Origin of the sequence: Nocardioides sp. GXQ0305 (assembly GCF_050880345.1) — a bacterium.
Lineage (GTDB): Bacteria > Actinomycetota > Actinomycetes > Propionibacteriales > Nocardioidaceae > Nocardioides.
The window spans coordinates 153504-169053 of the sequence record NZ_JBNYXG010000003.1 but is presented as its reverse complement, the minus strand read 5'-3'; the positions used below and the strand labels follow the sequence as shown (position 1 = coordinate 169053).

Here is a 15550-nt window from a genome sequence, read left to right as displayed (position 1 = left end):
CGGAACAGACCGGGAACCTGATCGGGGACGGCGGTGACGGCGGCAGCCGGATCGAGCCGATCGACCTGCAGGTGTCGATGCAGCGCAGCTACATCGACTACGCGATGGCGGTCATCGTCGGCCGGGCGCTGCCCGACGTCCGCGACGGGCTCAAGCCGGTGCACCGCCGGGTGCTCTACGCGATGTTCGACGGCGGCTACCGGCCCGACCGGGGCTTCTCCAAGTGCAGCCGGGTCGTCGGCGACGTGATGGGCCAGTACCACCCCCACGGCGACACCGCGATCTACGACACCCTGGTCCGGCTGGCCCAGCCCTGGACGCTGCGCGCACCGCTGATCCACGGCCAGGGCAACTTCGGCTCACCGGGCAACGACCCGGCCGCCGCGATGCGCTACACCGAGTGCCGGATGGCGCCGCTGGCCATGGAGATGGTCCGCGACATCGAGGAAGAGACCGTCGACTTCGTCCCCAACTACGACGGCAGGTCCGAGGAGCCGGCGATCCTGCCGGCCCGCTTCCCCAACCTGCTGGTCAACGGCAGCGCCGGCATCGCGGTCGGCATGGCCACCAACATCCCGCCCCACAACCTCCGCGAGGTCGCCGAGGGGGCGAAGTGGGCGCTCGAGCACCCCGACGCCACGCGCGAGGAGCTGCAGGACGCGCTCATCGAGCGGATCAAGGGACCCGACTTCCCGAACGCCGCCCTCATCGTGGGCCGGCAGGGGATCGAGCAGACCTACCGCACCGGGCGTGGCTCGATCACCCAGCGCGCCGTGATCGAGGTCGACGAGGACGCCCGCGGACGGACCACGCTGGTGATCACCCAGCTGCCCTACCTGGTCAACCCCGACAACCTGGCGCTGAAGATCGCCGAGCTGGCCGACTCCGGCCGGGTGCAGGGGATCTCCGACGTCAAGGACAACACCTCCTCGCGCACCGGCCAGCAGCTCGTCGTCGTGCTCAAGCGCGACGCCGTCGCCCGGGTGGTGCTCAACAACCTGCTCAAGCACACCGAGCTGCAGACCAACTTCAGCGCCAACATGCTGGCCCTGGTCGACGGGGTGCCGCGCACGCTGACCATCGACCAGTTCGTGAGCCACTGGGTCGCCCACCAGGTCGAGGTCATCCAGCGCCGGACCCGCTACCGGCTGCGCAAGGCCGAGGAGCGCGCCCACATCCTGCGCGGCCTGGTCAAGGCGCTCGACATGCTCGACGAGGTCATCGCGCTGATCCGCGCCAGCGCGAGCGCGGAGGCGGCGCGCTCGGGGCTGGTCGAGCTGCTCGACATCGACGAGCTCCAGGCCCGCGCGATCCTCGACATGCAGCTGCGCCAGCTCGCGGCGCTGGAGCGGCAGAAGATCATCGACGACCTGGCCCGGATCGAGGAGGAGATCGCCGAGCTGCGCGCGATCCTCGAGTCGGAGACCCGGCAGCGCGAGATCATCGCCGAGGAGCTCGACGAGATCGTCACCAAGTACGGCGACGACCGGCGCACCCAGATCATCGCGGCCGACGGCGACCTGTCGATGGAGGACCTGATCCCCGACGAGGAGCTGGTCGTCTCGATCACGCGCGGTGGCTACGCCAAGCGCACCCAGCGGACGGCGTACCGGAGCCAGAAGCGCGGCGGCAAGGGCGTCCGCGGGGCCACCCTGCGCGGCGACGACGTGGTCGAGCACTTCATCGCGACCACCAACCACCACTGGCTGCTGTTCTTCACCACCGCCGGCCGGGTCTACCGCACCAAGGCCTACAACCTCCCCGAGGCGTCGCGGGACGCCAAGGGCGGGCACGTCGCGGGGCTGCTCAGCTTCCAGCCCGACGAGAACATCGCGCAGGTGCTGGCGATCCGCGACTACGAGCAGGCTCCCTACCTGGTGCTCGCCACCCGCAACGGGCTGGTGAAGAAGACCCGGCTGGGCGACTACAACAGTCCCCGCCAGGCGGGCGTGATCGCCATCAACTTCCGCGAGGACGACGACGAGCTGATCGGGGCCGAGCTGGTCAACGGTGACGACGACATCCTGCTGGTCTCGCGCAAGGGACAGGCGATCCGGTTCAAGGCCGACGACTCCCAGCTGCGCCCGATGGGCCGGGCGACGTCCGGGGTCACGGGCATGAAGTTCCGCGACGGCGACGCGATGCTGTCGATGTCGGTGATCCGCGCCGAGCAGGTGGCGGCCGAGGAGGCCGCCGAGGCCCGGGTGATCGAGGAGGGACTGGCTCCCGACCAGATCGAGCCCGGTTCCCTGCCCGACGTCAAGGAGCAGTACGTCTTCACCATCACCGACGGCGGCTTCGCGAAGCGGTCCAAGATCACCGACTACCGCCTGCAGTCCCGTGGCGGTCTCGGCATCAAGACCATGCAGCTCGACGACGAGTCGCGCGGCGGCCTGGTGGGCGCCTTCATCGTCGTGGAGGGCGACGAGGTCATGTCGATCACCCAGTCCGGCCAGGTCGTCCGGACCCCCGTCGACGGGAGCCTCCGTCCCCTGGGCCGCTCCACCAAGGGGGTGGCGTTCGTCCGGCTCCGCGACGGCGACGCGGTCGCCGTGGTCGCCCGCTCGGTGGAGGCGACGGTGGTCGAGGACGAGCCGGTCGGCACCGGCGCCGACCCCGACGACGTCGACGGTGTCGTCTCGGAGGGCGTGCTCGCGGAATCGCAGGATGCGGGCGCGGATGCAACAATCGAGGGATCCCCGGTCGACGACGCGACTGACGACCCGGCTGACCCGGCCAGCGACCACGGGACCCAGGAGGACTGATGTCGGACCGCAGTGCCGAGCGGACGGCCGAGAGGGCCGCCGTCCGGAGCCCCGACAGCACCGACGACACCGCCACCCGCCCACCGCTCTCCGAGCGGATCCAGTCGAAGCTGGCGCGCGCGGCCGACGAGCACCGCCGCAACGCCGAGGCCCCGAAGAAGCAGATGACGTCGTCGCGGCGTCGTCCCGCGGCCGCCGCCGGCGGCGGCAAGCGCCCGCGTCGGGCCCGCCTGCGGCTGACCCGGGTCGACCCGTGGTCGGTGATGAAGACGTCGTTCCTGCTCGCCGTCGCCTTCGGCATCGTCACCGTGGTCTCGGTCTTCATCGTCTGGACCGTGCTCGGCGGCGCCGGCGTCTGGGAGTCCATCAATGCCACCGTCGAGGACGTGCTCGGCAGCGAGGCCGGCAACTTCGACGTCACCGACTACATCAGCACCTCCCGGGTCCTCGGGTTCACGATGCTGGTCGCGGTCGTCGACGTCGTGCTGCTGACCGCGATCGCGACCCTCACGGCCTTCCTCTACAACATGGCCGCCGCCCTGCTCGGCGGAGTCGAGGTCACCCTCGCCGAGGACAACTGATCTGACGCGTTGTTCCCGTCGTCGGTTTCCCCGGCTGAGCGGGGAAACCGGAGGTTGGTGCCCGAAACTTCCCGCGCGAACCTGCAGACTCGCCCACGAGGCTCGGGCCGGGCAGGGGTGAGCGACGGGGTTTTGGGCGGTCCGGACGGCCTGCGGTAGGGTCACTCCTCGGTCGCCCGGCACGATGCGAGGGCGGCCGTCGACGTTCGCGAGGCGTCCCCGGGCCTATAGCTCAGACGGTTAGAGCGCTTCCCTGATAAGGAAGAGGTCACAGGTTCAAGTCCTGTTAGGCCCACCCCGTGCCGGATCGCTGCGACGAGGAGTCCCCGATGAAGAAGATCCTGCTGATCGTGATCGCTGCCGCCGGTGCTGTCTTCGCCAAGAAGAAGCTCGACGAGTCCCGGCACGAGCAGGCCCTGTGGGCCGAGGCGACCGATCAGGTCGGCTCCTCCCGCGAGGGCTGACCCCTCCGAGGGGCCTTGGCGCAACTGGTAGCGCACCTGCTTTGCAAGCAGGGGGTTGGGGGTTCGAGTCCCCCAGGCTCCACCACGGCACGACTCGGTCCCGCGCCCGGGCGCAACTGGTAGCGGCTGGGCTGTTCCTGGGCTGTGCAAGCAGGGGGTTGGGGGTTCGAGTCCCCCAGGCTCCACCACGTCACCACTCGGGAGTCCTGAGGGGATTCCCGGCCGGCTTTCACCGGCCGCCCTGACCTCGCGGTGACCGCCGGCGTCCTCGTCGCGCACGAGAATCCCCAATGTGGGGCAGGCGCCCACGGGCATGGGCGCACAGACTGGCTCGGGGCGGCCCAAGGCACCTCGTCCGAGGTGCGGCCGTGCGGACCATCATGACGACGCGTCTGGTCCTCGGGGGACCCATGCACCGTCGTGAAGGGGGCACCCGCGATGTGGAGCAAGGGGTAAGTGGGATGAGACGGTCAGCGCGGATCGGTATCGGCCTGGGCATGGTCGCGTTGGTGACCTCGGTCCTTCCGTCGTTCGCGGGTACGCCGCACGACGGGACGGTCGCCAACAGGCCGGTCTCCTGGACGCCGAGCGTCCAGGACGGCGGAGGGGTGTTCGGCGTCGCGACCGTGGGGGACATCACGGTGGCCGGCGGCAACTTCACCCAGGTGCTGGAGCGCGGTGCGGCCAGCCCGGTGACCCGCAACAACATCTTCGCGTTCGACTCGACCGGCAAGATCAGCACGACGTTCGTGCCGACCGTCCCCAACCGGGTGTGGGACGTCATCCCCGCGGGTGACGGGCAGAGCGTCTACGTCGGAGGGCAGTTCGGCAACGTCAACGGCGCGGGGCGCACCAACAAGGTCGCGCGGATCAACGTGAACACCGGCCAGGTGGTGAGCACCTTCAAGCCTCCGTCCATCGACGGAAAGGTGATGGACCTCGAGCTCGCCAACGGCAAGCTGTACGTCGGCGGCTACTTCAAGACCGTGGGCGGTCAGCCGAGGACGTCGCTCGCGGCGCTCGACCCCACCACCGGGGCCGACACCGGCACCGTGAACCTGACCTTCAGCGACGTGTTCCGGGAGACCACGAGCTCGCGTCTGCCGTCCGGCTACAACGGCGTCGGCGTCGAGCGCTTCGCGATGTCGCCCGACGGGTCGCGCCTGGTCGCGATCGGCAACTTCCGCACGGTCAACGGGCAGAGCCGGGTGCAGGTCGCGGTCGTCGACACCAGCGGCCCGACGGCGACGCTGGCGGACTGGTCCACGACGCGTTTCTCGATGGCCTGCAGCGCGAGCTTCCCGACCTACACCCTCGGGGTGGACATCTCCCCGGACGGGAAGTACTTCGTGGTCGGCACCGGTGGGGCGTTCAACGGCGGCGTCGCCTCCGGCACGCTCTGCGACTCGGTGTCGCGCTTCGAGCTCGACACGACGGGTGCGAACCAGCAGCCGACCTGGGTCGACTACGTCGGTGGTGACACGACCACGGCGATCCACATCACGGGAGCAGCCGTCTACACGGGTGGGCACTTCCGTTGGATGAACGCGCCCTTCCTCGCGGACCGCGAGGGGCCGGGCTCCGTGGGCCGCAAGGGCCTGTCCGCGCTGGACCCGCGCAACGGGCTTCCGCTGAACTTCAACGCCGGCAAGCTCCCGCTCAACTGGGGTGTCGGCCGGTTCGTGTCGAACTCCCAGGGACTCTGGGTCGGGCACGACGGGGACACCCTCGGCGGTGATCCCGCAGGGCGGATCGGGCTGTTCCCGCTCGAGGGAGGCAAGACCACCTCACCTGACAACACCGGATCGCTCCCGGGAACGGTGTTCCAGGCAGGGAAGGCAGAGGCCCAGACGGGTCCCGCGCCGGTCCTCTACCGCGTCAACGCGGGCGGGCCGGGGGTCCAGGCCCTCGACAACGGGCCGGACTGGGAGGCCGACCAGGGCACGACCTCGCCGTGGCGCACCTCGGGCAGCAGCACGGCGTCGACCACCCGGGTCTTCACGCCGTCGCCGGCGGTCCCCGCCAGCACTCCGCCGTCGATCTTCAGCACGGCGCGCGTCGATCCCCGCAACGGGACCAACCTCGAGTGGAACTTCCCGGTCACCACCGGGGTCCCGCTGCAGGTCCGGCTGTACTTCGCCAACGACGCCTCGGCGACGCGGCCCCGACAGATGGACGTCTCGGTCGAGAACCAGCTGAGGCTCGACAACTACGACATCATCAACGAGGTCGGCACCACGACCGGGACGGTCAAGACCTTCGACATCCCGGCTGCGGCCAACGACGGGAACGTGGACATCGACTTCGCCCACGTCCTGGACAACCCGCTGCTGTTCCTGACCGGCATCGAGAACCCGCGGGTCAACGGGATCGAGATCGTCCGGACCGACGTCCCGCCGCCGTCCGACGGCACCGACGACCTGGTGACCACGCCGCTCACCGAGTCCTCCGCGGGTACGCCGACCCAGATCGACAACGGGGGGATCGACTGGAGCAGCGCGCGGGGCGCCTTCATGGTCGACGGCCGGGTCTACACCGGGTGGGCCGACGGCACGCTGCGGTGGCGCCCGCTGTTCAACAACGACAACACCTTCGGCACCGAACGGGTCGTCGACCTCTACGGCCTGACCGAGTTCGCCCAGGAGCTCCCGACGATCCGCGCGATGTGGTTCGACCGGGACCTCGGACGCCTGTACTACGTCCGTCGGAACACCAACCAGCTCTACTACCGGTACTTCACGCCGGAGAGCTCGATCGTGGGGGCCGTGCGGTTCACGCCGACCGACGCCAGCGGCATCGACTGGGGCAAGGTGCGCGGCGGCTTCCTGGCCAACGGCCGCCTGTACTTCTCGAGCACCGACGGCAGCCTGAAGTCCGTCGGATGGGCTGCGGGCGGCACGAGCGGCACGGTCCAGGACGTCAGCGGGCCGGCGGTCGACGGCGTCGACTGGAACGGCGGCCCGCTCTTCCTCCAGGTCCGGTGAGCACGGCGATCGGGTAGGTCACCTCGCGACCGGGGCCGGCGGGTCCGACGACCCGCCGGCCTCGACCACGCCGGCACGGGGCGGGCGCCGGGGCACGCCCTCGTGGCACGGAGAGACGCGGTCTGGTCCGCCCGTGGCACGGATCTAGGCGAACTTTGGCCAGAATCGGCCATCTTTCGTATCCTTTCGGGGACTCGGGACGTTAGAGGTCTGTTCCGGTGCCTGAATTCATTGATCCAAGATCCGGGGGAGACCAGTGATTCCGCCTCTTCGCGTCATGGGGAACGTCCGTCGAGCCGCGTGGGCGACCACCGCGCTCGCGCTGACCACGGTGATGGCGGGGGCGGGTGCGGCGACGGCCGCCCAGCCTGCGGCCGTACCGACCGTGGAGTCCACCACGGAGCGGGTCCTTCAGTCCGTCGACGTCTCCATGGGCCCCGACGGCACCACGACCGGCGTCGGCAGCTCGGTCGTCCGGACCGAGGGGAGCGTCGAGGACGCCGAGACCTCCGACGAGACCTACGCGCCCCAAGACGTCGTGGGGGACCTCCCGGTGCGGGTGCTCACGTCGTGGCGCACCTCCGAGGGCGCCGGCACCGACCTCGCCGACCTCCAGGGCTACACCGGCCGGATCGCGATCGACCTCACCGTCCAGAACCTCACCGTCAAGCCCGACGTGCTGACCTACGACGCCGCCGGCGCCTCGCGGCAGCAGGCCGCCCTGGTCGGCTCCCCGCTGACGGTCACGGCGTCGACGGCGCTCGGTGACCTCAAGCCCGCCCGCGTCGTCACCGACGACAAGGGCAGCGGCGTCAACGTCACCAACGGCATCCTCGGCGAGGACTCCGACGGCACCACCGTGCAGTGGGCGGCGCTGCTCGCCCCGCCGGTCCTCAGCTCCGCCACCGAGATGAGCCTGGTCGTCGACGCCAAGGACTTCGACGTGCCGACCTTCGACCTCAGCGTGCAGCCCGGCCTGGTGACCGACCCGTCGATCGGCGCCCTCGTCGACTCCGCGTTCAACCCGGCCAACTCCGACGAGCTCGACCTGCAGCGCCGCACCATCGAGCTGATCACCGACGTCAACGTGGTCCTCGCCAAGGCCAGCGACACCATCTCCGACGTGCGGACCAGCCTCACCGACTCCGCCGAGACCCTCGGCACCCAGACCGTGTCCGACCTGCAGTCCAGCACCGAGTCGGTGACCGGCAACATGCAGGCGCTCGACGGCCAGCTGGAGAGCCTGCGCGGTGAGCTCTCCTCGACCCTCGAGGCCACCGGGTCGTCGGCGATCGCCGAGATGCAGGCGGCCGTCGACACCGTCGACCAGATGCTCGGTGACACCTCGGCCCAGCCGCAGCCGGCGCAGGTGCGCGGCACGGGGTGTGAGACCACCGTCGCCGACCCGAAGCAGGCCGGCTCGGTCTACGGCAGCCTGCTCCAGGTCGCCGGTCAGCTCGACGGGTACGCCGAGGCGACCGAGAAGTGCAAGGTCGCCGTCAAGGACAGCATCCTCACCAACATCGGTCCAGAGAACCCAGACACAGACACGTGCGCCGACAACAGTTCCGCGACTTGCACGCTGTTCGGAGCAGAGTCGACGATGCTGGAGATCACCGCGGATTTGCGGGCAAGGACTGCAAAGGCGGTCGAGGCTCTACGCCTTGGCCACTACACGGAGGCCGTTGACGCGGTGGCCACGCTCGACGACACGATCGGCAAGATCAAGCGGATCACCGACCTCATCAAGGACGGACGAATTGGCCTCGTCCAGACGCTCAAGGGAGCAGCGCGGGCCAACGAGCATTATCCCGAGGTGGTTCTCGCCGATGGGACCGTGCTGCCGAGCCTCTCTGGGGCCGACATCCCTCTCGCGATTACCGCGATCGACCAAGCGCTGACCAGCCTCGACACCATCGGGAGTCAGGTTGATCCGGTTCTTACGGACCTTGAGTCGATGGTCGCGCAGAACCAGACGGCCGCTGACGCCTTGTGCGACCTCGAAAACGACCCCTCCTACACGGCGCAGCAGCAGGCTCGACTCAATGAGATCCGCCGCCATCTCGCAGGGACGTGCCACGGGCAGGGCAACGGCGAGTTGCCGCCAGACGGCGCGGATGAGGACACAGCGCCTGACTACCCTGCCGCAATGGCAACCCGGCTGGAGACCCAGTACGACCGCCTTGACAACGTCGACACTGCAATCACGTCCGCCGGGGAGCAGTTGGCGTTGGCTAGGACGGCACTTGAAAAGATGCAGAATCGCATCGAGTCTGCGCTGGACGCACGATTCGGCGCCGATCGACTCTCGCTTGAGGACCTCATCACCGGGGACGGCGGTCTGGATGACCAGTTCACGGAACTGACGGGCAACCAGCAAGCACTCGACGATGCGCTGGATGTCCTCAAGAAGGATTACGAGGAGATCACCACTATCGAAGGCACCGTCAAGGATCTGATCGATACGGCGGAGGAGAGGATCCTCAGTGAGTTGGGCTCACAGACTGAAAAGGTCTCGGAGGCTGGCAGCACGGCCAGCGACGAGCTCGGCGCCATGCTCGAGCGGTCCTCCAGCGGTCTGAGCAGCTCCTCCGACGCGGTCGTCCAGAACGGCCGGAAGAGCCTCGACGGGCTCGAGCGCGACTTCGCCCAGGCCCAGGAGGCGGCCGGCAACCGGGTCACCGACACGATCGAGAAGGGGCTCTCGCAGATCGACTCCGGCGTCACCTCCTCGACGCGCGACATGGAGGCCGCGACCACCCTGCTGGTGGGCGACCTGCGCACGGTGCTGCTCGACCTCGGCGAGCGCCGCGAGGGCGGCGGCGGACTGCTGGGCGCCATGGCCACCAACGCCGCGACCGCCCGGACCGCCGACTACCAGCTCGGCCTGGCCGGGGACCAGACGACGGCGTACGCCAACGTGCGTCACCGCGACGTCGACGGGCTGATGCTGCGCCAGGCCCAGACCGACGCCGCCATGCAGATGCTGGTCGACATGCCGGCGTTCCGGCTCGACCTGCCGAGCGGGTCGCAGCACCGGACCGTCTACAGCTTCCGCATCGGGGACAGCTGATGCGGGCGCGTCGCACGCGGCTCCTGCTGGGAGTCGCGGCCTCCACGGTCGTCCTGGGCACCTCGGCCTGCACCGGTGAGGACACGCCCTCCGAGACCGGACGGCCCGTCAGCCCGCCGGCCGTCGAGCTGGCCCCCGAGGGTGCTCCGGAGGCCGTGTCCGTGGGCGTGGTCGTCAGCCTGAGCTCGGCCCCCGGCGAGGGTGCCCAGTGGAACGAGGCTGCCGAGGGCGCCCAGGTCGCCGCCTACCGCTACGGACTGGGCGACGTCGACGTCGAGATCGTGCCGCGCGACGACCAGGGAACCGCCGAGGGCGCCGAGGCCGCGGTGACCAGTCTCGCCGACGAGGGCGTCAGCGGGATCGTGATGGCGACCGAGGGTGCCCACGTCGACCGCGCGCTCGACGCCGCTGCCGAGGCCGGCGTGCCCGTGCTGCTGCCGTACGCCGACGCGGCCGGCGAGCTGCCGGAGGGCGTCTGGACCACCGGTGCCGACGCAGGGCAGGTGTCCAGCACGCTCGCCGCCGCCCTCGAGTCGACCGGCGTCACCCGCCCCGCGGTCGTCGACGCCGGCGGGACGCCTGTCAACGTGGACGAGGCCGGCACCGTCACCCTGCGGAGCGGCAACGCCGCGAGAGTCGCCGCCCGCGTGGTCCGGCTGTCCCGCAGCGCGGCCGGGGCCGACTCGGTCGTCGTGACCGGCCCCGCAGAGCTGCAGGCCCGGGCGGTCCACGCGCTCCAGGAGCGCAACGTCACGCTGCCGGTCTTCCTCACCGAGGACGCCGTGAGCCCGGCGTTCTCGACGGCGCTGGAGGAGGCGGGCGGGTCGCTCAGCACGCCGCTCACCACGGCGGGGCTCGACACCGACGACGTGGCGGCGCTGGCCCCCGGCACCGAGGGTGCTGCGGTCTCGGCGTACCTCGCCGCGCTGCGGGTCACCGCGGAGGACGGCGAGGTGACCGACTACTTCGACGACGAGAAGTTCGAGACCGTGGCCGGTGCGGCGGACGCCCGCGCCCACGACGCGGTCGTCGCGCTCGTGACCGCGGCAGCGGCCGCGGGCAGCGCCGACGCCACCGACGTGCGCGACGCCCTGTCGGGGTTGACCGCTGACCAGGGCGACGGGCTCGCCGGCCCGGCGCTCGACTTCACCGCGGCCCCGGCCGCGGTGGCGGACGACGCGGTGGTGCCCCTCCAGGCGACCACCCAGGACCCGGGCCTGCGGCCGGTCGACCTGGCGGGCGCGCCCAGGCTCTACTGGTTCGAGTCGCCCACCGCCTGATCCCAGGGAAGCGACCACCGAGGAAGAGGAGGGCGACGCGTGCGACTCGCGGTCGAGCTCGACGGGGTACGCCACGAGGTCGAGACGTCGCAGCACGCCGAGACCGCGACCCTGGCCGACCTCGTCGAGGCGGTCTGCGGCACCCAGGTGCCCGGCGACGAGCCGCTGTGGGTCGACGACGCCGAGCACACCGCGAACGCGCGGCTGTCCGACCTGCTGCTCCTCGAGGGCACGCGGGTCGCCCGCTCCCCGCGCGGCACCCCCCAGACGTTCCGCGGCTGGGTCGCGATCATGTCGGGCGGGCTGACCGCCGGCCGCACGGTCGCCGTACCGACCAAGCGCGCGCTGCTCATCGGGCGCTCACCCCAGGCCGACCTGACCGTCGACTCGGCGAGCGCGTCGTGGAGCCACGCCACCGTCGAGCACGCCACCGAGACGGTGGGCGAGGAGCCGGAGGAACCGGCCGAGGGCAAGAAGGCCAAGGCGGACGACGAGCCGAAGCCGGCGCCCGAGACCCGCGACGGCCTGAGGATCAAGGACGACGGATCCACCAACGGCACCTTCGTCGACGGCGTCAAGGTCCCCGAGGAGGGGATCTTCGTCACCGGAGACGCGGTGGTCGTCGTGGGTGGCAGCGCGATCACGCTGCGCCGCGACCTCGCCGAGACCCCGGCCCCTGCTCCGGGCAGCCTGCACAACGTCACCACGGCCGGCACGGCCCCGTTCAACCGGCCACCGCGCCCGGGCCGTCCGCCCGCAGCGGACCCGGTGGTGCCGCCGGCCCACAAGGACCCGCCGCCGCCCAGCCGGTTCAGCATGGCCACCGTCGTCGCGCCGCTGCTGCTGGCCGTGGTGATGGTGATGATGATGGGCCCGCGGATGGCCGTGATCGCGCTGATGAGCCCGGTGATCGCCGTCGGCACCTGGTGGGAGCAGAAGCGGCGCCGCCGGACCGACGTGGAGGAGGAGGAGGAGCGGTTCACCGCGGCGCTCGACTCCTTCCGCGACGACCTCGACGAGGCGACGAGCACCGAGCGTGCCCGGCGTCGCGACGAGGTCCCCGACCCCGCGAGCGTGATCCGGCGAGCCGCCCTGCCGACCACCAAGCTGTGGCAGCGGCGACCCGGTGCGGGTGAGCTGCTCCGCCTGCACGCCGGGGTCGGCGACGTCAGGTGGGACCCGCCCCTGGACTCCCAGTCCGGCACCAAGCTCGAGGACGAGGTGCGCGAGGTGGTGACGGGCACGCGCGTGCTCGCGGCACCCGTCGAGGTCGACCTGACCGACGCCGGCGTCGTCGGCATCGTCGGCGACCGGGAGGGGGCGCTGGCCGTCGCGCGCAGCCTGGTCTGCCAGGCGACCGTGCACTGCGGCCCGGCCGACCTCACGGTCGGGGTGTTCTGCGACACCGGCCGCGACGAGGCGTGGCAGTGGACCACGTGGCTGCCCCACGTACGCCACGTCGGCGACGGTGCCGGCGGGCAGTGGCTCTCCGCGCAGCGCGGCCGCAGCGAGGCGCTGCTGCGCAGCCTCCGCGACGGCATCGACTCGCACATCACCCCCGCCGTGCTGCTCGTGATCGACTCCGACGTGCTCACCGAGGGTCGCGACGCACCCGCCCGCAGCCTGCTCGGGCACGGCCGCCCGACCGACTCCGGCCTGGTCCACCAGGACCGGGGCACCCAGGTCTCCGGCATCGTGATCGCGGCCAACGAGGAGCAGCTCCCCGCCTCGTGCACCACCGTCGTCCGGGTGCAGGCCGACGCCCACGGCACGGTGACCCGCCCCGATGACCTGACCACGGTCGACGACGTCATCCTGGCGGGGCTCGACATCGACACCGCCCGGCGCTGCGCCACGGACCTGGCCCGGTTCGACGACCCCGAGCTGGTCGTGCCGGGGGCAGCGCTCCCCGGCCTGGTCCGACTCTCGCCGCTGCTGGGCCTGGAGGAGATGACAGCGGAGGCGATCCGGAAGAGCTGGGCGGCCTCCAGCCGGATCTCGACCCCGGTCGGCGTGGGCGAGAGCGGCAGCTACGAGATCGACCTGGTCCGCGACGGCCCGCACGGCCTCGTCGGCGGGACGACGGGCTCCGGGAAGAGCGAGTTCCTGCGCTCCCTCGTGGCCGGCCTCGCCGCCCGCAACGACCCCACCCGGCTCACCTTCATCCTGATCGACTTCAAGGGCGGTGCGGCGTTCGCCACCTGCGAGCGGCTGCCCCACACCATCGGCACGGTCAGCAACCTCGACGAGCAGCTGGCCGACCGGGCCCTGCGCGCGCTCGAGGCCGAGATGCACTACCGCCAGCGGGTCTTCGCCGAGGCGGGCGAGGGGATCGACAACCTCGACGCCTACCTCGCGACCAACCCCGAGCGGCCGATGCCGCGGCTGCTGCTGGTGGTCGACGAGTTCGCGATGCTCGCCAAGGAGTACCCCGACGTCCTCTCCTCGCTGGTGAGCGTCGCCGCCGTCGGCCGTACGCTCGGCGTCCACATGATCCTCGCGACGCAGCGCCCCGCGGGCGTGGTGAACGAGGACATCCTCGCCAACACCAACCTGCGGGTGGCGCTGAGGGTGCAGAGCCGCGACGACTCGGTCAACGTCGTCGGGGTGCCGGCGGCCTCGGCGATCGGGCGGACCCAGATGGGCCGGGCCTTCGTCAAGCTCGGCCAGGACGACATCACGCCCGTGCAGACCGCGCTGGTGACCGGCCGCGCCGAGGCTTCGGCGTCCACGCTCGTCGACGCCCACCCGATCGGCTTCGGCGAGGTGCTCGAGCGGTCCGAGCCGCGCACCCCGGTCGACGAGGAGGCGCCCACCGACCTCGACCTGCTGATCGACGCGGTCGTGGCCGCCAACTCCGACGCCGGCTACGCGCCGCCCCGACCCGTCTGGCCCGAACCCCTCGGCGAGCACCTCGAGCTGGCGGTCACCCAGCCCGTCGGCAGCGACGTCCGCTCTGTGGGGTCGGTCGCCGGCGCGACGGTCCAGGTCGCGCTCGCCGACGACCCCGACCGGCAGCGGCAGATCCCGGTGGGCTGGGACCTCGATCGCGGCAACCTGCTGCTGCTCGGCATCCCCGGCAGCGGGACCAGCACCGCGCTGGCGACCATCGCGCTCACCTTGGCCGCCGAGCACGCCCCGGACGACCTCGACCTGATCGTCCTCGACATGGGCTCGCGCGACCTCGAGCCGCTCACCGGCCTGCCCCACACCGCGGCGTACGTCGGCTCGGGCTCGGCCGCGCGCGAGCAGCAGGTCCGGCTGATGAAGCACCTGCGGGCCGAGCTCGACCGACGCCGTACCGCCCCCGGCCCGCACCGGCGGACGCTGGTGCTGGTCGACGGCCTGGCCGCCCTGCGCGACGAGTACGACGACTTCGAGGGCATCAAGCTGCTCGACGGGCTCTACCGCGCCTACGCCGACGGCCCGGACGTGGGGATGTGGTTCGCCGCCACGACCTCGCGCGCCAAGTCGGTGCCGGCGGCGCTCGACGAGGTCACCACCCAGAAGTGGCTGTTCCGGCTGGCCGACACCTACGACTACGCCTCGGCGGGCGTGCCGGCGAAGTTCGCGCCCGCTGCCGTGGCCGGTCGCTGCGTGTTCGCCGAGACCAAGCTCCAGACGCACGTGGCGTCGCCGTCGTCGTCGCTGGCCGAGGCCGTCGAGCAGGTCGCGTCCCGGTGGTCCGGGTTCGGGCCGAAGCCGACCGTGGTCGGCCAGCTGCCCGAGCAGGTCACGGTGTCCGAGCTCGGGGTCCGCGCCGAGCTCGCCGGCGAGCCGTGGCGGATCCCCGTCGGCATCCGTGAGTCCGACCTCGAACCGGCGATGCTGGAGGCGTACGAGGGCGAGCACGTGCTCGTCGCCGGCCCGCCGCGCTCGGGGAAGTCGACGCTGCTGCTGGCGATGACCGAGGCGCTGCGCGAGGGCGCCGCGGCCGACGGCGTCGATCTCGCGGTGTGGGGGATCTGCGGTCGTCGTTCACCGCTCGCGCAGGCGGGTCTGGGCCGGGTCGCCGTCGGCGACGACGGCCTGGCCGCCCTGCTCGCCGCGGCCCGGGTCCACCGCGGCCGCCTGGTCCTCCTGGTCGACGACGCCGAGCAGCTCGACGACACCGACCAGGCGTTCGCGGGGCTGCTCTCGGCGCGTCCCACCGACCTGCTGGTGGTCGCCGCCGGGCGCTCCGACGACCTGCGCACGCTCTACGGCCACTGGACCAAGACGGTCCGCAAGTCTCGGTGCGGTGTGCTGCTGCAGCCGAACGTCGACTACGACGGCGAGCTCGTCGGTGGCACCCTGCCCCGCCGGGCGCCGGTCGCGATGACCGTCGGTCGCGGCTACGCCGCCAGCGGCGGCACCCTCGAGTTCCTCCAGGCCGCTCGCCCCTCCACCTGACCCCCCACCAG

7 protein-coding genes and 2 tRNA genes are annotated in these 15550 nt (G+C 71.4%); all 9 read left to right on the top strand.

Going from position 1 to position 15550, the window contains the following annotated elements:
- The first annotated feature begins 77 nt into the window (after positions 1 to 77).
- The 9 genes from gyrA to ACQ1X7_RS09295 all read left to right on the top strand — a co-directional run bounded on the left by gyrA (position 78) and on the right by ACQ1X7_RS09295 (position 15539).
- Complete coding sequence (gene gyrA / locus ACQ1X7_RS09335) at positions 78 to 2765, top strand: DNA gyrase subunit A (RefSeq protein WP_432478336.1); 2688 nt, start codon at positions 78 to 80, stop codon at positions 2763 to 2765.
- Positions 2765 to 3346, top strand: coding sequence for a DUF3566 domain-containing protein (locus tag ACQ1X7_RS09330; RefSeq protein WP_432477906.1), 582 nt, complete (start codon positions 2765 to 2767; stop codon positions 3344 to 3346). Before gyrA ends, ACQ1X7_RS09330 begins: the two co-directional genes overlap by 1 nt.
- 221 nt (positions 3347 to 3567) lie before the next feature.
- Positions 3568 to 3641, top strand: a tRNA-Ile gene (locus tag ACQ1X7_RS09325).
- Positions 3642 to 3675: 34 nt separating this feature from the next.
- Positions 3676 to 3810, top strand: a complete 135-nt coding sequence (locus ACQ1X7_RS09320) for a DLW-39 family protein (RefSeq protein WP_432477905.1) — start codon at positions 3676 to 3678, stop codon at positions 3808 to 3810.
- Positions 3811 to 3819: 9 nt separating this feature from the next.
- Positions 3820 to 3895 (top strand) — tRNA-Ala (locus ACQ1X7_RS09315).
- 376 nt (positions 3896 to 4271) lie between these two features.
- Positions 4272 to 6794: a malectin domain-containing carbohydrate-binding protein gene (locus ACQ1X7_RS09310; RefSeq protein ID WP_432477904.1), complete on the top strand. Its 2523-nt coding sequence runs from the start codon at positions 4272 to 4274 to the stop codon at positions 6792 to 6794.
- A 553-nt stretch (positions 6795 to 7347) separates the two neighbouring features.
- Complete coding sequence (locus ACQ1X7_RS09305) at positions 7348 to 9867, top strand: hypothetical protein (protein WP_432477903.1); 2520 nt, start codon at positions 7348 to 7350, stop codon at positions 9865 to 9867.
- Positions 9867 to 11147, top strand: coding sequence for an ABC transporter substrate-binding protein (locus ACQ1X7_RS09300; RefSeq protein WP_432477902.1), 1281 nt, complete (start codon positions 9867 to 9869; stop codon positions 11145 to 11147). The genes ACQ1X7_RS09305 and ACQ1X7_RS09300 overlap by 1 nt, the downstream gene beginning before the upstream one ends.
- Before the next feature lie 39 nt (positions 11148 to 11186).
- Entirely contained in the window at positions 11187 to 15539 is a 4353-nt protein-coding gene (locus ACQ1X7_RS09295; RefSeq protein ID WP_432477901.1) for an FtsK/SpoIIIE domain-containing protein, read from the top strand.
- The last annotated feature ends 11 nt before the right edge of the window (positions 15540 to 15550 follow it).